This window comes from Methylopila henanensis, from assembly GCF_042681025.1.
GTDB lineage: Bacteria > Pseudomonadota > Alphaproteobacteria > Rhizobiales > Methylopilaceae > Methylopila > Methylopila henanensis.
In genome coordinates this window covers 713,070-730,160 of record NZ_JBHUER010000010.1, presented here as the reverse complement: position 1 = coordinate 730,160, position 17,091 = coordinate 713,070, and the positions used below count along the sequence as shown (strand labels likewise).

Below are 17,091 nucleotides of genomic sequence, written 5' to 3'. Positions count from 1 at the left end.
TCATTTCAAAGCATATGCGAGGAGGGCATGCCGTGACCAGGGACATCGTCATAGCCGCGCCGGTCCGGACGGCGATCGGCGCCTACAACGGATCACTCAAGGGCGTGCCTGCAATCGAGCTCGGCGCAATTGTGGTTTCCGCCGCTCTGAAGCGGTCCGGGCTCGCCGCTGAGAAGGTCGGCTCGGTCGTGCTCGGCAATGTCGTTCAGGCGGGCAACCGCATGAACCCGGCGCGTCAGGCCGCGGTCGGCGGCGGGTTGCCCGTGGAGGTTCCCGCCATGACGGTCAACCGCGTCTGCGGATCCGGCGCGCAGGCGATCGTCACCGCGGCGCAGGAATTAGCGCTTGGTCTGCACGAGGCCGCGGTGGCGGGCGGTATGGAGAACATGGACCGCGCCCCTTACCTCATGGAGGGCGGCCGATGGGGCTACCGGATGGGCCCGGCGGAGGTCCTCGACAGCCTGTTGACCGACGGTCTCGACGACGCCTTCTCCGGCGAGCATTCCGGCTGGCACACCGAGGACCTCGTGACGAGAGCGCAGCTTACGCGCGAGGCGCAGGACGACTGGGCGGCGCGCTCGCAACAGCGCTTCTCGGCGGCCCGCGATGCGGCTCTTTTCGAAGCGGAGATCACGCCGGTCCCCATCAAGGGGCGAAAGGGCGAGGAGGTTTTCGTGGTCGACGAGGCGCCGCGCCCTGACACCACGGCGCAATCTCTTTCGCGCTTGAAGCCCGCATTTCGAAAGGACGGCACGATCACGGCCGGCAACGCGCCAGGCCTCAACAGCGGCGCGTCGGCGATGGTGCTCGCCGAACGCAGCTTCGCCGACAGGAACGGCCTTGAGGCCTTTGGCCGTCTCGTCGCCTACGGCGTCGCGGGCGTCGAGCCCGGCTTGTTCGGCCTCGGCCCGGTCCCCGCAGTCCGCGTGGCGCTGGAGCGCGCCGGCTGGTCGATCGGCAACGTGGACCGGATCGAGATCAACGAGGCCTTCGCGGCGGTCCCGCTCGCCGTGATGAAGGAGCTCGGCCTGCCGGAGGACGTCGTCAACGTCGAGGGCGGCGCGATCGCGCACGGTCATGCGATCGGCGCGACGGGCGCCGTGCTAACGACCCGGTTGCTTCATTCGATGCAGCGCGACGGCCTGCGTCGCGGGATAGTGACGCTCTGCATCGGCGGCGGCCAGGGCATCGCGCTGGCGTTCGAGGCGGCCTGACCCATGGCGATGTCGCGCGCGCCGCTTCGAAGACCTTGAGATCGGTCAGCGCTTCACCAGCGCCCAAACGGCGGTCGAACGCGCCGCGCTCTCGTCGGCGACGCAGTGGCGTTGCGCAGGGCCTCACATGAGTCATGAGGATGTTCCACTGCAGTTTGGAATTCATATAAAACATTGATCTTGAAGGGTTTTCGTCATTTGGGTATGTAGCCCTCGGCTGAGGGCGGCATCATGAATGTTTCGTTTCGGGGCGGGACGGAAGCGCCCGCCGACATGGACGCGCTCTTTCGCGCCTATAGCGACGACCTCAGGCGCTACGCCTACCGGCGCCTGCGCGACCGGGAGGCGGCGGCCGATCTGACGCAGGAAGCGTTTCTCCGCTATGTCGCGAGCCAGCGCGGCGAGCGCTCCGGCTCTCCCGCGTCCCAGTTCTTCCTCTGGCGGATCGCCGGCAATCTGATCGTCGATCTCGTGCGCCGGGAGCGTCGCCAGGGGCGCGCTTTGCCGCTGGAGCAGGCCGCGACGCTGGCGGACGCCGCGCCGCTCGCGGATCGAAGCCTCATCGCCCGGCAGGATTTCGCGCGGCTGAGGGCCGCGCTCGACGGCCTGCCGCCCAAGACGCGGACGGCGCTGCTGCTGAACCGCGTGGCGGGCCTCTCCCATGCGGAGATCGCGGCGCGGCTGTCCATTTCGCCGAGCATGGTCAGCAAGCACATCATGAAGGCGCTCAAGGTCTGCCTCCAAAGTCTTGACCCTGCGGCCGGCTGATCCCTGTCGGCTTTTGCTCCCCGGACGTCTTAAAGACAGGAAGACCGCGGGGAGAGCGCGCAGGCGATGACGGACGACGCCAAGAACACGCTGGACGCCCTGACGGAGGCGGCGCTGGAGCGCATCGTCCACCTGCATTCCGGCGCCGCCGTCGCGCAGGACTGGGAGGCCTATGAGGACTGGAAGGCCTCGAGCGCGGAGCGTCGGGCGGCGGCGGAACGGGCCGAACTCCTGTGGGCGCGCCTCGGCCCGGCGTTGAAGCCTCGGCGCGGCGGCGGAACCGTGGCGATCTTCGCGGCGCTGGCGATCGGCCTCGGCGGCGCGTTCGCGGTGGGAGCGTTCGGTCCGCCCAGAGCCTTCTTCGCGGACGAACGCACGTCCGCCGGCGAACGGCGAACCATCTCCCTCGCGGACGGTTCCACCGTAGAGGCCGACGCCTCGACGAGCTTTGACGTGGATCTGACGCCCGGCGAGCGCAGGCTGAAGCTCTACTCGGGCCGCATCCATGTGGCGGTGTCGCCGGACGCCGCTCGCCCCTTCGTCGTCGCGGCGGGCGATCTCGAGGCGCGGGCGCTCGGCACCGCTTTCGAGGTCGAGCACGCCTACGACGTGACCAGCGTGCTGGTCACCGAGCGGCGGGTTCGGGCGAGCGATGTCCGCACCGGCGATCAGGCCGAGCTCGGCGAGGGGGAGGAGACGGAGATCCGAAACGGCGGCCTCCTGGCGCCGCGCGCCGTCGACGTGCGCGCGGCGACCGCTTGGCGGAGGGGACTTCTGGTCTTCGACGACCAGCCGCTGGACCAGGTCGCCCATGAAGTCAGCCGCTACGTGGGGGGACGGATCATCGTGCTCGGCGACGCCGGCCGATTGAGGCTGACCGGCGCCTTTCCCACCAATGACGCCCCCGCCTTGCTGGACGCCATCGCCGCGGCGCTTCCCGTCCACGTCACCCGGCTGCCCTTCCTGACCATCGTGCGATCAGCGGCGCAGTGAGCGTCCGGAATCTTTTTTCGGGGCCGCCGGTGTCGAAGTCCCGTCCGCCGGCGTCTTCGTCGGTAAGGCCGCCGCGCGCGGCCTCGACGGCGAACGGGGATAGAAATGGCGGGACGGACGGGGACATGGCGACGGCGTGCGGCCGCCTTTGCGCTGGCGGGCGCAAGCCTGTGCGCGGCGGCCGGCCCGGGGCGGGCGGAGGATCGGGTTCGCTTCGCGATTCCGGCGGGGCCCCTCGGGGCGGCGCTGACGCAGTGGGCCGAGGCTTCGGGCCGCAAGCTTCTCTCGTCCGGATCGGCGCTGCGGGGCGTCAAGACATCCGGCGTGCGGGGAGACCTTCCGCCGGCGGAAGCGTTGCGGGTTCTCCTGAAGGGCACCGGCCTTTCCTACGAGAACATCGATCCGCACGCCGTGACGCTGGTGCAACTGCGCCGCGAGGGCGCTCTCACGGCCGAGGACACGACCGAACTCGCGGAGATTTCGGTCGAGGGAGCGGGTCAGGGCGCTCAGGCTCAGGGCTACGCGGCGAGCTTCAGCTTTGGCGCCACCAAGTCCGGCGCGCCGCTGGTCCGGACCCCGCGCGTCGTCAACGTGGTCACGCGCAAGCAGATCGAGGATCAGGGCGCGCAGAGCGTCACCCAGGCGCTGCGCTACACCCCGGGCGTCGTTTCGCAGTATGGCGACACGGACTCGCGCTACGACTGGTTCACGATCCGGGGCTTCGCGCCGAGGCGCTACCTCGACGGCTTGCGGCTGCCCTTCGGCGCCCAAGGTTATTCCCAGGCCCGCATCGAGTCGCACCTGCTTGAAAGCGTCGAGGTTCTAAAAGGTCCGGCGTCCGGCCTCTACGGCCAGAGCAACCCAGGTGGTCTTCTTGCCATGACCAGCAAGACCCCGACCGAGACCGCGCGGGGAGAGATCGAACTGCTCGGCGGCAGCCATGACCGCAAGCAGGCGGCTTTCGACGTCTCCGGCCCGCTCGACCCGGAGGGGCGGTTCCTTTACCGGCTGATCGGTCTGGTCCGCGACGCGAACACCCAGGTCGACCACGTGGAGGACGACAAGCTCTTCATCGCGCCGAGCTTCACCTGGAAGCCCACGGACAGCACCACGCTGACGATCCTGGGGCACTATCAGAAGGTCGACGACAAAGGGGGCGGCGCTCCGACGGCTCTGCCGGCGCTCGGGACGCTTTACCCCTATCCTGGCCACGGCAAGCTCCCAACGAGCACATTCACCGGCGAGCCCTCCTACGATCGCTTCGTCAACGAACAGTGGTTCTTGGGCTACAAGCTCTCCCATGAGCTGACCGAAGGCTGGACGCTCCGTCAGAACCTCCGCTATGGCGAAGTCGACACCCACACCAGGCGCGTCCAGAACTATTGCCTTTCAGCTGCGTCCTGCGTGCCGACCAATCTCTCCCGCTATGCTTGGGCGTTTCCCGAGCGGTCGCAGATGTTCACTGTCGACAACCAGGCCGAGGGCCGTTTTTCGACGGGCGAACTGGAGCACACGCTGCTCTTCGGCGCCGACTTCACCCGTGAGAAGGCCGGCTATCGCGAGTCCGATCTGAAGTCCTTAAACGTCGGAGACTACGACGCGTTCGATCCCGGCTCCGGCCTTTCCGTTACGGAGCCGCCTGTCGTGTTGCGCATCGACACGGTTCAGCGTCAGCTCGGCCTGTATGTCCAAGACACCATCAAGTGGAACGCGTGGACGCTGCAGGCCGGCGTTCGCTACGACTGGGCGAAGAACAGCACGGACAGGAGCGGGCCTGCTAGCGGCGACCCGCGGCCCGTCACGAGCGATGACGAGGCCTTCACCGGCAATATCGGGCTGAGCTACCGGTTCGAGAACGGCTTTGCGCCCTTCATCGGCTACTCGACCTCGTTCTTGCCTGTGGCCGGCGTCAAACCGTCCAGTAATCCGTCTAAACCGTCGCTGGAACCGTTCGAGCCATCTGAGGGCGAGCAGATTGAAGCTGGCGTAAAATACCAGCCGGACGGATTTCCCGGCCTCGTCAGCCTGTCGGCCTTCCACCTCACGCAGACGAATGCGGTCACTGCCGGTCCCGGCGGCCTCCGTAGCCAAACCGGCGAGATCGAGCTCAAAGGCGTCGAGTTCGAGGGCAAGGCGGATCTCGGCCATGGCCTCGAGGGCGTTGTCTCCTACGCTTACACCGACGCCGAGATCACCCGCACGACCGCTGTAGACCAGGTTGGCAATCGCCCGGCCTTTGTGCCGAAGCATCAGGCGGCGGCCTGGCTGAACTACGCCTTCGGCGCAGGAGCGGCCGAGGGCCTCAGCCTCGGCGGCGGAGCGCGGTATTTTGGAGCGTCCTTCGGCAACGAGGCCAACGAGTTCAAGACCCCCGGCGTGACCCTGTTCGACGCCTCGCTGCGTTACGACTTCGGCCGCAAGATCGCGCGGCTCCAGGGCGTTTCGCTGCAGGTGAACGCGAGCAATCTTCTGGACAAGAAGTATGTAGCGACCTGCCTCGCCGCCTATGGCTGCTATTACGGCGACCGGCGCACCGTTTACGCGACGATGAAATACAGGTGGTGAGCCGCTGGACGCGGCGGTCCGTCCTGGGCGCCGCTCTGGCTCTGGCCGGGGCGGCGCGGTCGCACGCGGCCGCTCCGCGCCTGGTGGTGCTTGACTGGGCGCTGACGGAGCTCGCGCTCCTCCTCGGATCGACGCCGGCTGCGGTCGCCGAGGCCCCGTACTACCGGACGCGGGTGGCGACGCCGCAGTTGCCGGCGACGGTGGCGGACGTGGGCCTCAGGTCGCAACCGAACCTGGCGCTCATCGCGAGCCTCAAGCCGGACCTCATCGTCCGCCTGCGTCATTACGGGCCGCCGCAGGCGCGGCTGGAGGCCATCGCGCCCACGCTGGAGCTTGCGATCTATGACGCCGACCGGCGTCCCTACGATCGATCGCTTCAGGCGCTCGCTCGCCTTGCAGACGCCTGCGGCGCGGCCGCCGAGGCGCCGGCGGTGCTGGCGCGTCTCGACGCCACGCTCGCCCGCGCGGCCGCCCGCCTCGCCGGGCGCAACGAGCGGCCCGTCCTGATCGCCAATTTCGCGGACGATCGCAGGGCGGACGTGTTCGGCCAAGGCTCGCTGTTCCAGACCGCGCTGGAGCGGATGGGACTGACGAACGCCTATGCCGGCCCGACCAACATGTGGGGCTTCGCCACGCTCGGGCTCGACCGCCTGGCCCGTTTTGAGGGCGCCAGACTCGTGGCGCTGTCGCCCGGCCCTCCAGCTTCGCTCGCCCAAAGCGCGCTGTGGCGGGCCTTGCCGGCGTTTCATGACGTCGTCGCCCTGCCGCCCGTGTGGGTCTATGGCGGGCTCGCCAGCATGGCGCGCTTCGCGACTCTCCTCGCCGACGCGCTCGAAAGCGGGCGCGCGCGGTGACGCCGCGTTCGCTCCTCGCCGCCGCGCTGTTCGCGGCCGCGGCGGCACTGTTCGCGCTGAGCGCGGCGCGCCTGCTGCCCCCCGCCGAGTGGCTTTCCGCGCTGCTGTCGCCCGACTCCGGCGACGTGTCCGCGGTGATCGCCCACTACACCCTGTTCCCCCGCGCGGCGACCGCGCTGGCCGCCGGCGCGGCGCTCGCGCTGTCCGGCCTCGTCCTACAGATCGCGCTCGACAATCCGCTCGCCGAGCCCTCGACCACCGGCGTCTCGGCGGGCGCCGTGCTCGCGCTCGCCCTGTGTGGGCCGGCGGGGCTGAGCGGCGCGTCGCAGTCGCTGGTCGCGCTCGCCGGCGGCCTGACGGCGGTTGGGTTCACGCTCGGGCTCGCGTCCCGCGGCGGCATGAGGCCGGCGACCATCGTGATCGCCGGCCTGGTGCTGAGCTTCGCAGCGAGCGCGGCGACGACGCTGATCGCGCTGTTCAACCACGAGTGGATGCGGGCTCTCTTCCTCTGGAGCTCCGGCTCGCTCCGGCAGAACGACTGGTCCGCCGCGGCAAACCTGCTCGCGTTTCTGGCGGTTTCGTGGCTTGCGGCCGCAGGCTTGGTCCGCGCCTTCACGCTCGCCGCGCTGCGCGACGCGGGGGCCGCCGCGCTCGGTGCCGACCCGAAGGTCATTCGCCTGGCGGGTCTCGCGCTGGCCGCCGGACTTGCGGCGCTGACCACGGCCGAGGTGGGGGCGATCGCCTTCGTGGGCCTCGCCGCGCCGCATCTCGCCCGCGCGACAGGCGCCCGCACCGTCGCCGCGCGGCTGTTGTGGTCCCCGATCTACGGCGCGGGTCTGCTGTGGCTCACCGATGAATTGGTGAAACTCGTCCCGCTCGATCTGCCGACGGGGGCGGCGACCGGGCTGCTCGGCGCGCCGCTGCTCATGGCGCTCGCCGCCCGCATGCGCCGTCCGTCGCTGACGCTGACGTCGCTCTCCGCGCCGCCCAAGCGACTGCATCCGCGATGGGGCGCCTTGCTGATCGCTGTCTTGGTCGCTGTGGCGGTGGCGCTCGTCGTCGAGCGCACGGCGGACGGCTGGACCCTGGCGACCCTGGACCAGACGTTCGTCTATCGCGTCCCGCGCGTCCTAGCGGCGTTCGGCGCCGGCGCGGCGGTCGCGGTCGCGGGCGCCTTGCTCCAGCGCATGACCGGAAACGTGATGGCGAGCCCCGATATGATCGGCGTGAGCGCCGGCGCCGCTTTGGGGTTCCTCGCCTTGCTCTACGCTGCGCCCATGGCGGGCGCAGGCTCTCAACTCGTCGCGGGCGCGCTCGGCGCGGGCGTCGCCGCGGTCTGGGCGCTGAAAGGCGTCGGGCGCGGAGCCCCGCCGGAGCAGCCTCTTCTGCTTGGCGTCGGCGTCGCGTCGGCCTTCACGGGCGTCGTCTCGTTTCTGCTGGCCAGCGGCGATCCGCGCATGGCGCTCGCCGTCATCTGGCTCAGCGGCTCCACCTACCTTGCGGACACGGGCCGGGCGCTCGTCATCCTCGTCGTGGCGGCCGGCGGCCTCGCGGCGGGGCTCGCTCTCGCCCGCCCGCTGCAACTGCTGCCGCTCGGATCGGTCGCGCGCTCATCCGGCCTGCCCGTCGGCCAGGCGCAGGCGCTGACGCTCGCGCTCGCCAGCGTCCTCACCGCGACCGCGACGCTGGTGATCGGCCCCCTCAGTTTCGTCGGCCTGATCGCTCCCCACGCCGCGCGCAGCGCCGGATGCCGCTCGCCCGCGAGCCTGCTCGCGGGATCGGCCCTCATCGGAGGCGCGCTCCTCGCCGCCGCGGACTGGATCGGGCGGGTCGCGCTGTTCCCCTATGAGATTCCCGCCGGCGTCATCGCCATGCTTCTCGGAGGCGCCGCGGCGCTCATCGCTCTCTCGCGATGACTGGCGCAGGATCGCGGCGATCCGTTCTTTCGCGAGGCGACGCGCGAAGGCCGGAACGCCGTACGATCGCTTAGCCGCGGACGAGATCTGGCGCGTTCTCCGACACCGTCGCAGGACCCCGAAGCAGGGGAAGAAGCTGCTTTCCCTGACGTTCGACCTCGCGCAGATACGGCGTGTCCGACAGGATGAAGTGGGAGACGCCGAGAGCCTGATACTTCCGCAGCGAACGCGCCACGTCCTCGGCCGATCCGACGAGCCAGGTGGTGGCGGCGCCGCCTCCGCCGAACTTCCCCGGCGCGGTGTAGAGGTTGTCGTCGAGGACGTCGCCGCGCTCGTGCAGATCGAGCAGGCGCTGCTGTCCTACCGCCACCTTGCGGCGATGGTCGTTCCAGCCACGGCCGTGCGCTCGCGCCATTTCGGCGACTTTTTCCTCGGCCTCGGCCCAGGCCTGCTCCGTGGTGTCCCGCACGAAGGTCGTGATCCGCAGGCCGAACTCAAGCGGCGGCAGGTCTTCGCGCAGGTCCGCGCTCAGCCACTTCAGGCGCTCGATCCGTTCGCCGATGCCGCCGATGGTCTCTCCCCAGAACAGCTGGACGTCGGCTTCGGTGACCGAGACGCGCTCGGCCGCCTCGGACGCGCCGCCGAAATAGATCTTCGGCCGCCGTCGACCCTCCCTGACGACGATGGGAGGAGCGACCGTCGAATCCGCGACCTGGAAATGCTCGCCCTGATAGGTGACCTTCTCTTCTGTCCATAGCTTGCGGACGATCTGGATGAACTCCTTCGTCCGCGCGTAGCGCTTGGCCTGATCGCCTTCGCTGTCGCCGTACGCCTCGAAGTCGTCCTGCCCCGAGACGACGTTGACGCGCACGCGGCCTTTGGTGAGGTGGTCGAGCGTGGCGGTGGCGGCGGCGAAATGAGCCGGCCGCCAGTAGCCCGGCCGCACCGCGATGAGCGGCTCGAAGACGCTGGTCTGCGCAGCGAGCGCGGCCGCCAATGTAAAGGTGTCGGGACGGCCCCAGCCGGTGCCGATCAGCGCGCCCTTCCAGCCGTTCGCCTCGATCGCCCTGGCCTGCGCGGTCAAGGTCTCGAGGGAGTTGTGGCCCTCCGAGACGGCGTCGCCACGATGGCCGGCGACCACGTCGTTCGGGATGTACCAGAGAAACTCAGCGCTCATGATCAGATGCCTCACTCATGCCCGAGGTCAGGTCGGCGCCGCGCCCGGCTGACGTCCGTCGCCCTCGGTTTCGTACTCGTGTCCGCCGATCCGCGAAACGACGCTCAGACAATGGGGAATCCTAGAGCGCGGAGCGAGGCGCCGAGCGTATGGCGACCCTTGAGCGCGGCGACGCTGCGCAGCCGGTCGACCGCGAGCGCGCTCCACGGCGTCGAGTCGAGCCCCTGCGAGGCGCGGAACGCCACGCTCGCGCGGTCGTGTCGGGAGACGGCCCGCTGTTCCGCTCCGAGCCCGTAGCGTCCGCGATGGAGGACGGCCTCCTGCGGCAGGCGAGGCTTGATCGCCGCCGGGGCTGTCGCATCGGGGAACCCGACGGTGAGCCCGAACACGGCGGCGGCGCGGGGCGGCAGGCCGATCTCGCGCGCGACCGCTTCCGGATGGTTGCGCAGCGCGCCGAGATAGCAGGTCCCGAGACCGAGCGACTCCGCCGCGACGACGGCGTTCTGGGCCGCGAGCGCCGCGTCGAGGGCGGCGATCAGAAAGGCTTCGAGATAGTCCGCGCCTTCCAACGGGCTGTTCTGCGCGGTGGCGAGACGGGCCGCCCGGGACAGATCCGCCACGAACACCAGCAGAAGCGGCGCGGCGCGCACATGGGCCTGCTCGCCCGCAAGGCTGGCCAGCCGCGATTTCTGCTCCGGCTCCTCGACCGCGACGACGCTCCAGGCCTGAGAGTTGGACGAGGTGGGCGCGGACTGCGCGGCGGCGACGATTGTTTCGAGCCAGCCTTTGGGCAGCGGGTCCGGCAGGTAGGAACGGACGCTGCGATGTCCGAGCAGGGTCGCGAGCGTCTCGTTCCAAACGCCGTCCGTCGCCAGGTCGTCGTCGCCGTAGCGCTCCGACAGGGCGGCGGCGAATGATGAAACGGGGGCGGCGGCGACAGTCGCGGTCATCTGCACATCTCGTCACTTCAGGTCGGGGAGGGCGCTCAGACCGCCACGGAGGTCGCTGCGACGTTTCGGTTCTCCGGGCGCCGCAGTCCGAAATGGTCGCGCAGCGTGCGGCCCGCATATTCCGAACGAAAAATCCCGCGCCGGCGCAAGATCGGGACCACGTGATCTACGAAGGTTTCAAGGCCGTCCGGCAGCACGTCCGGCATGAGGTTGAAACCGTCGGCGGCGCCTGCGCGGAACCAGCGCTCGATGTCGTCGGCCACCTGCTCGGGCGAGCCGACCAGCACGCGATGGCCGGTGCCTCCGCCAAGCTTGCGCAGCAGTTCCCTGACCGTCAGGCCGTCACGCCGCGCCGTGTCGACCATCGCGCGGAAGAACGTCTGCGAGCCGTCGACCGGGACGGCGATCTCGTCCGGCAGCGGCCTGTCGAGGTCGAGGCTCGCCGGATCGAGCTTGAAGATGCCGGCGACCCTGACGAGGCTGTAGTCGCCGGGGATCAGCGACCAGAGCCGTTCCTCCCGCCGCCGCGCTTCCTCCTCCGTGGAGCCGATCACGGTCGCGAGCCCCGGCAGGGTGACGATGTCGGAGCCGCGCCGGCCGTAGCGCGCCGCTCGCCGTCTTATGTCGGCCGCGAAGGCCTGTCCGTCCTCGATGGTGAGAGCGACGGAAAAGATCGCCTCGGCGTGGCGGGCGGCGAGCTCCCGTCCGTCCTCCGAGCCGCCGGCCTGCACGACGACCGGATAGCCTTGCGGCGAGCGTGGCACGTTCAGGGGACCTTTCACCGTGAAGTGGCGGCCGGCGTGATGGATCGGGTGGACCCGCGACAGATCGAGGAACGCGCCGGTCTCCTTGTCGCCGACCAGCGCGTCGTCCTGCCAGCTGTCCCAGAGCCCCGTGACCACTTCCGTGAACTCGGCCGCCCGCTCGTAGCGCGTGGCGTGCGCCGTCACATTGTCGAAGCCGAAGTTGCGCGAGGCGGCGGCGTCCGCCGTCGTCACGACGTTCCAGCCCGCCCGGCCGCCGCTCACGAGGTCGAGCGAGGCGAAGCGCCGGGCGATGTTGTAGGGCTCGTTGTAGGTGGTCGACGCGGTCGCGATCAGGCCGATCCGCTCGGTCGCGGCGGCGACCGCCGTCAGCAGGATCGTCGGCTCCAGCGCATGGAACGGCCGGTACTCCGGCCGGTCGCTCAGCGCCGGAACATCGGCGAGGAACACCGCGTCGAAGGTTCCGCGCTCGGCGATCTGCGCGGAGCGGACGTAATGCGCGATGTCGAGGAACGCGTCGGGGCGCCCCTCCGAGGCCCGCCACGCCGAGCCGTAGAAGCCGGCGTTCAGCAGGTTGACGTTGAGATGGAGCTGACGATCCGCCATGGCGCTGTCCCTTCAGTGAAGCGGGTTCGCGGCGGCGACCAGCGCCGCCGGCGACGAGGCGATGAGTTCGCGCGTGTAGGCGTGGCTGGGGGCGCGGAAGACGGCGTCGGCCTCGCCGTGCTCGACCACGCGCCCGTCCTTCAGCACGACCACCTGGTCGGCGACGTGCCGGACGAGACCCAGATCATGTGAGATGAACAGCAGCGCCGTGCCGAGCCGCGACTGCAGCTCCGCGATCAGGTCGATCACCTGCGCCTGGATGCAGACGTCGAGCGCCGAAACCGGCTCGTCGCAGACGATGAGCGCCGGCTCCGCCGCGAGCGCCCGGGCGATCGCGACGCGCTGGCGCTGGCCGCCCGACAGCGACAGGGGGCGTCGCGCGGCGACGCTGCGGTCGAGCCCGACCTGCTCGAGCAGGGCCTCGATCCGCTTCGCCCGCGCCGGACGGTCGAGGCCCGCGACGTTCTCGGCGATGATGTCGGACACGCGATAGCGCGGGTCGAAGCTGCTGAGCGGATCCTGCGGAATGTATTGCAGCTTCGACCGCAAGGTCCGCCGTTCGCGTTCAGACACGCCTGACCAGGGCTTGCCGAGCAGACGCACATGGCCCTCGTCCGGCTCGATCAGGCCGAGCACGATCTTCGCGCAGGTCGACTTGCCGGAGCCCGATTCCCCGACGAGGCCGACGACCTCTCCGGCGCGGATGCGGAAAGAGACGTGGTCGAGCGCCGTGAACGCCTCGCCCCGGCCGCCGTTTAGGGCGCGATAGCGCTTCGTGAGGCCGGAGGCTTCGAGCACCACCGTGTCGGCGATCGGCGGACGAACGGGCAGGGGATCGCGCACGATGCGGATCGCCTCGTCCTCGCCTGACGCGAACCGCGCCGAGGACAGCCGCGCCCCGCGCGAGTCCTTGGACGGGGAAGCCGCGATCAACTGGCGCGTATAGGCGTGGCGCGGTCTCGCAAGCACGTCGGCGGTCGCGCCGGCGTCGACCACGCGGCCGTCGCGCATGACGTGCACACGGTCAGCGACGCCCGCCACCACGGCGAGATCGTGGCTGATGAGAAGCACGGCGGCGCCTTCGCGGATGCGGGCCTTCAGCACCCCGATCACCTGCGCCTGGACCGTGGCGTCGAGAGCGGTCGTGGGTTCATCGGCGATGATCAGGCGCGGGCCGCCCGCGATCGCCGCCGCGATCAGCGCGCGCTGGCGTAGGCCGCCGGACAGTTGATGGGCGTATTGCCGCGCGCGCGCCTCCGGCTCCGGCACCCCGACGCGCGCGAGCGTCGACACGACGAGACGGTCGACGCTGTCCCCCCGTTTCAGGAGGCGATGATGGACCGCAACCTCGGCGACTTCCTGGCCGATGGTGCGCAAAGGGTCGAGCGAGGTCAGCGCGTCCTGCATGACGAGCCCCGCGAACGTGCCGCGGAGGCCCCTCCAGTCGCGTTCGGTGAAATTGCGGGCGTCCCGGCCGTCGATCAGAAACCGCTTCGCCTCGATCCGGGACTGCGATCCGGCGAGCCCGATGAGGCTGCGGGCCGTGACGCTTTTTCCGGAGCCGGACTCGCCGACGAGCGCGACGCATTCGCCCGGCCGGATCAGCAGGTCGACGTCACGGACCGCCGGCGCGTCCGTCGCGCCGAACCGGACCGACAGGCCCTGTATGTCGACCAGCGGGCCGCTCGCCGGGGCGCTCACGACGCGCGCCCTTCGAAGCGGCGCTGCAGAACGTTGCCGAGGACGGTGAACGAGATGACCGTCAAGGTGATGGCCGCGCCGGGAAACACGCCCGGCCACCACGCGACGCGAAGCACGTCGCGGCTCTCGGCCAGCATCACGCCCCATTCCGGCGTCGGCGGCTGCGGGCCGAGGCCCAGGAAGCTGAGGCCCGACACCGCGAGGATCGTGGTCCCGACATAGACCGTCGCGACCACCGGCACCGCGGTCAGCACGTTCGGCAGCAGGTGGCGGACGAAAATGTCGATCCGCCCGCGTCCGTAGATGCTGGCGTGGGTGACGTAATCGGCGTCGCGCACCAGTTGCGTCTGGGCGCGGACGATGCGGCCGAACTTCGGAACGCCCGCGATTCCGACCGCGACCGCGATGTTCTCCATGCCGGCGCCGAGAAACGTCACGACCAGCATGGCGAGCAGCACGCCCGGAAACGACGAGATGACGTCGAACAGCCGGCAGATCGCCTCATCGAGCAAACGGCTCCGAAGGCCCGCCAGAAGTCCGAGCGGCACCCCGAACACGACGCTGATCGCCGCGCTCGCGAGGCCAATGAGAAGCGAGTAGCGCGCGCCGTAGAGCACGCGGGCCAGCACGTCGCGGCCGAGCCTGTCGGTGCCGAACGGATGCGTGGCGCTCGGCGGCTTGAGCGAGGCCAGAACGTCGCCCGCGAGCGGGTCGTAGCGCGTGAGAAGCTGCGGGAAGAACGCCGCGACCGCGAGCGCCGCGACGAAACCGGCCGCCGCGATTGTGGCCGCGCGAGGAAGTCGCAGCGCCGCGCCCGCGAGTCTCGGGCGCGCGAGGCGGCCGGGCGCTCCCGCTGAGGAGGAGTCGGGAAAGGGAAGCGTCTCGGTCATTGGGCGTTCAGTCTCGGGTCGATGACCACGTAGGCGATGTCGAGCAGCGTCGAGGCCGCCACATGGATGAAGGCGGCGAGCAGCACGACCGCGAGCACGACCGGCACGTCGTGGGTGAGCACCGCGTTGAGCGTGACCGTGCCAAGGCCCGGCCGGCCGAAGACCTTCTCGGTGATCACAGCGCCCCCCAGCAGGCCGCCGATCAGCCAGCCGCCGAGAGTGACGGCCGGCAGCGCCGCATGGCGCAGCACGTGCCGGACCCGGATCAGGCTTTCGCCGAGGCCCCGCGCCCGCACAGTGACGATGAAGGGCTGCTCCAGCGTCTTCTCCATCGCCTCCCGCAGCACCTGCGCGAGCAGCCCGGCCGTCGGCAGCGCCAGCGCGACGGCGGGCAACACGAGCGATTTCCAGCCCTGGCCGCCGGAAACCGGGAACCAGCGCAGCGAGAACGAGAACGCCATCAGCAGAAGGATGCCGATCCAGAACACCGGCGCGGACGCGCAGGTGAGCTCGATCAGCGAGGCCGCGCCGCGCGCGATCCGCCCGCGACCGGCGGTCAGCGTGGCGGCGACCACCGCGAGGATGATCGCGAGCGCGCCTGCGGCGCCCGCGAGCTGGACCGTCGGCATGACCTGCGATCCGACGATCTCGGCGACCGGCTGGCGCAGCGCGTAGGAGACGCCGAAGTCGCCGGTCGCGATCCGCGCGACGAAGTCGACATATTGCTCCGGCAGGCTTCGGTCGAGGCCCCATTCCTGCGCGATGGCCTCGCGCAGGCCGGGATAGTCGAGGTCGCCCGCCAGAATGTCCTCGATCCGCCCGGGAAGCGCGTGAAGCGCCACGAAAGCCGCCGTTATGCTGCCCCAGGCGACCAGCGCGCTGGTCCCGAGCCGCGACAGCACGCGGCTCCAGATGGCGCTTCGAGCCGTCATTGGCTCGCGAGCCAGACGCCGTGGAGGCTCGCCGGCGAGTCAAGCTGAGCCTCGAACGAAAGGCCGCGGACGGTGTCCTTGGCGGCGAGCTGGTAGTTGGCCGAGAACAGCGGGACGATGTACGCCTGATCCACCGCCAGCTTCTGGGCGGCGTCGACCAGCTGCTTCTTGGCCTCGACGTCAGTCGCCTGCAGCGCCTCGTTGATCAGGCGGAAAAGCTCCTTGTCGCCCTTGTCCGCGACCGCTTTGATGAAGCCCTGTTCGCCGATGTTGCCCTGCAGCTCCTGCGCGGCGTCGGCCGGCAGATAGGTGTTGGGGTAGATGGTCCAGGTGCCCTTCTCCTTCTGCTGCGCCCAGTCGCCCGCGGTGTTGATGCGGAGCCTGAGGTCGAACCCGATGTTCTTGCGCAGTTGCGCCTGCACGCCCTGGATCAGCACGTCGCGGTTGTCGCGCACGAAGGGCTGAGGATAGCCGACTTCGATCGTCAGGCGCTTGCCATCCTTGGTGCGAAAGCCCTCGGCGTCCCGGACGGTCCAGCCCGCCTCGTCGAGCAGGGCGTTGGCCCTTGCGGCGTCGTTGCCCCAGGTCCCTTCCAGCGCCTTGTTATAGAACGGGTTTTCCGGGCCGATGTTCGACCAAGCGCGGCGCACCGTGCCGAGGTAGACGCTCTCGACCAGCGCGCCGATGTCGGCCCCGTCGCGCAGCGCCTGCCGGACGCGGACGTCGGTCGCGGGCGGGATCGTGTAGTTGATGTTGAGCGTGAACGAGGTCTGCGCGCCCGACGGCCCGACCAGAAACTGGAAGCCGGGCTGATCCTTGAACAGCGACACGTCGGTCGGCTGCACGCCCTCGATCACGTCGATCTGGCCGGACGACAGCGCGCCGGCCCGAACCGAATATTCCGGAAGGAAGCGGATGGTCGCCTTGTCGAGATAGGCCGGCCCCTGGTTCGCCGCGTAGCCCGGCGCCCAGGCGTAGTCCTTGTTCTTCACAAGCTGGACCGACTGCCCGCGCGTGTACGACTGGAACACGAACGGTCCCGTGCCCGCGAGCGCGGGGCCGCCGGAGCACAGCCGGTCGCCGGACTGCAACGCCTTCGGGGAGACGATGCCGAGCCGGATGCTGGCGAGCGACTCGAGCAGCGTCGAATCCGGTCGCGACAGCGTCAGCCGGATCTCGGTCGGCGAGATCACCTCCGAGCTCTGATAGGCGAGCAGCAGCTGGCCGGCCGAGTTGGTGTTGGCCGGGTTCTTGACAAAGTCGAGGTTGAATTTGACCGCCTCAGCGTCGAACGGCGCGCCGTCGTGGAACGTCACGCCGTCGCGCAGCTTGAAGTCGTAGGTCTTGCCGTCGGGCGAGACAGTCCACTCCTTGGCGAGCCAGGGCAGAAACCGTCCGTCAGCGCCCTTCGCGATCAGCGAATCGATGAAGTTGCGGATGACGATGAAGGAGTTCTGCTGCTCCGAGCGATGCGGGTTGAAGCAGGCCGGCTCGGTCGTGACGCCGAACGTCAGCTCCCCGCCGGATCTCGGCTGCTCGGCATGCGCGGCGCCGGCGCTGGCGAGCGCCACGGCGAATGTTGCGAAAGCAAGCCGCGGAGCGCGCTGGTGAAGAAAGGTTGCGATCATCGATCGGCTCGTCTCGAGGTGTGTTGTGAAAGAAATCGGAGGCAAGCGAGGCCGTGGCGACGAGCGTCCGTTCCATGTCCCGCCGGCCGAGGCCCGGCCGCCCGCGCCTGAGGCGCCTCTCCCCGACGAAGAG

The 17,091-nt window shown here is 69.8% G+C and carries 13 protein-coding genes; 6 read left to right on the top strand and 7 right to left on the bottom strand.

What is annotated here, in order from left to right; all coding sequences use genetic code 11:
- Nucleotides 1-32: 32 nt before the first annotated feature.
- The 6 genes from ACFSCV_RS16600 to ACFSCV_RS16575 all read left to right on the top strand — a co-directional run bounded on the left by ACFSCV_RS16600 (nt 33) and on the right by ACFSCV_RS16575 (nt 8,310).
- Complete coding sequence (locus ACFSCV_RS16600) at nt 33-1,214, top strand: thiolase family protein (RefSeq protein ID WP_378800674.1); 1,182 nt, start codon at nt 33-35, stop codon at nt 1,212-1,214.
- Nucleotides 1,215-1,487: 273 nt separating this feature from the next.
- Entirely contained in the window at nt 1,488-1,982 is a 495-nt protein-coding gene (locus tag ACFSCV_RS16595) for an RNA polymerase sigma factor (protein ID WP_378800673.1), read from the top strand.
- Between the two features lie 66 nt (nt 1,983-2,048).
- A complete protein-coding gene (locus ACFSCV_RS16590) occupies nt 2,049-2,975 on the top strand; it encodes a FecR family protein (protein WP_378800672.1) in 927 nt (308 codons plus the stop codon).
- A 105-nt stretch (nt 2,976-3,080) separates the two neighbouring features.
- A complete protein-coding gene (locus ACFSCV_RS16585; RefSeq protein WP_378800671.1) occupies nt 3,081-5,540 on the top strand; it encodes a TonB-dependent siderophore receptor in 2,460 nt (819 codons plus the stop codon).
- A complete protein-coding gene (locus ACFSCV_RS16580; RefSeq protein WP_378800670.1) occupies nt 5,537-6,394 on the top strand; it encodes an ABC transporter substrate-binding protein in 858 nt (285 codons plus the stop codon). Before ACFSCV_RS16585 ends, ACFSCV_RS16580 begins: the two co-directional genes overlap by 4 nt.
- Nucleotides 6,391-8,310 (top strand): iron ABC transporter permease, encoded by a 1,920-nt coding sequence (locus tag ACFSCV_RS16575; RefSeq protein WP_378800669.1) that lies wholly within the window; start codon nt 6,391-6,393, stop codon nt 8,308-8,310. The genes ACFSCV_RS16580 and ACFSCV_RS16575 overlap by 4 nt, the downstream gene beginning before the upstream one ends.
- 70 nt (nt 8,311-8,380) lie before the next feature.
- On the opposite strand, the gene ACFSCV_RS16570 is transcribed toward ACFSCV_RS16575, so the two are convergent.
- The 7 genes from ACFSCV_RS16570 to ACFSCV_RS16540 all read right to left on the bottom strand — a co-directional run bounded on the left by ACFSCV_RS16570 (nt 8,381) and on the right by ACFSCV_RS16540 (nt 16,958).
- Nucleotides 8,381-9,487 carry an LLM class flavin-dependent oxidoreductase gene (locus ACFSCV_RS16570; RefSeq protein WP_378800668.1) on the bottom strand — a complete coding sequence of 369 codons (1,107 nt, stop codon included), beginning with the start codon at nt 9,485-9,487 and terminating at the stop codon, nt 8,381-8,383.
- Between the two features lie 104 nt (nt 9,488-9,591).
- Complete coding sequence (locus ACFSCV_RS16565) at nt 9,592-10,437, bottom strand: nitroreductase family protein (RefSeq protein ID WP_378800667.1); 846 nt, start codon at nt 10,435-10,437, stop codon at nt 9,592-9,594.
- Nucleotides 10,438-10,472: 35 nt separating this feature from the next.
- Entirely contained in the window at nt 10,473-11,807 is a 1,335-nt protein-coding gene (locus tag ACFSCV_RS16560) for an LLM class flavin-dependent oxidoreductase (protein WP_378800666.1), read from the bottom strand.
- 12 nt (nt 11,808-11,819) lie between these two features.
- Entirely contained in the window at nt 11,820-13,508 is a 1,689-nt protein-coding gene (nikE, locus tag ACFSCV_RS16555) for a nickel ABC transporter ATP-binding protein NikE (protein ID WP_378800665.1), read from the bottom strand.
- On the bottom strand, nt 13,505-14,398 hold the full coding sequence (locus ACFSCV_RS16550; RefSeq protein ID WP_378800664.1) for an ABC transporter permease: 894 nt from the start codon (nt 14,396-14,398) through the stop codon (nt 13,505-13,507). The genes nikE and ACFSCV_RS16550 overlap by 4 nt, the downstream gene beginning before the upstream one ends.
- The gene (locus ACFSCV_RS16545) at nt 14,395-15,330 is read right to left on the bottom strand and encodes an ABC transporter permease (RefSeq protein WP_378800663.1); all 936 of its coding nucleotides are present in this window, start codon (nt 15,328-15,330) and stop codon (nt 14,395-14,397) included. Before ACFSCV_RS16545 ends, ACFSCV_RS16550 begins: the two co-directional genes overlap by 4 nt.
- Nucleotides 15,327-16,958, bottom strand: coding sequence for an ABC transporter substrate-binding protein (locus ACFSCV_RS16540; RefSeq protein WP_378800662.1), 1,632 nt, complete (start codon nt 16,956-16,958; stop codon nt 15,327-15,329). Before ACFSCV_RS16540 ends, ACFSCV_RS16545 begins: the two co-directional genes overlap by 4 nt.
- Nucleotides 16,959-17,091 lie beyond the last annotated feature (133 nt).

Bases quoted from the DNA above. Each gene is read 5' to 3' on its own strand.
- ACFSCV_RS16595 (WP_378800673.1), top strand. From the start codon at position 1,488: ATGGACGCGCTCTTTCGCGCCTATAGCGACGACCTCAGGCGCTACGCC.
- ACFSCV_RS16590 (WP_378800672.1), top strand. From the start codon at position 2,049: ATGACGGACGACGCCAAGAACACGCTGGACGCCCTGACGGAGGCGGCG.
- ACFSCV_RS16585 (WP_378800671.1), top strand. From the start codon at position 3,081: ATGGCGGGACGGACGGGGACATGGCGACGGCGTGCGGCCGCCTTTGCG.
- ACFSCV_RS16570 (WP_378800668.1), bottom strand. From the start codon at position 9,487: ATGAGCGCTGAGTTTCTCTGGTACATCCCGAACGACGTGGTCGCCGGC.
- ACFSCV_RS16565 (WP_378800667.1), bottom strand. From the start codon at position 10,437: ATGACCGCGACTGTCGCCGCCGCCCCCGTTTCATCATTCGCCGCCGCC.
- ACFSCV_RS16560 (WP_378800666.1), bottom strand. From the start codon at position 11,807: ATGGCGGATCGTCAGCTCCATCTCAACGTCAACCTGCTGAACGCCGGC.
- ACFSCV_RS16550 (WP_378800664.1), bottom strand. From the start codon at position 14,398: ATGACCGAGACGCTTCCCTTTCCCGACTCCTCCTCAGCGGGAGCGCCC.
- ACFSCV_RS16545 (WP_378800663.1), bottom strand. From the start codon at position 15,330: ATGACGGCTCGAAGCGCCATCTGGAGCCGCGTGCTGTCGCGGCTCGGG.
- ACFSCV_RS16540 (WP_378800662.1), bottom strand. From the start codon at position 16,958: ATGATCGCAACCTTTCTTCACCAGCGCGCTCCGCGGCTTGCTTTCGCA.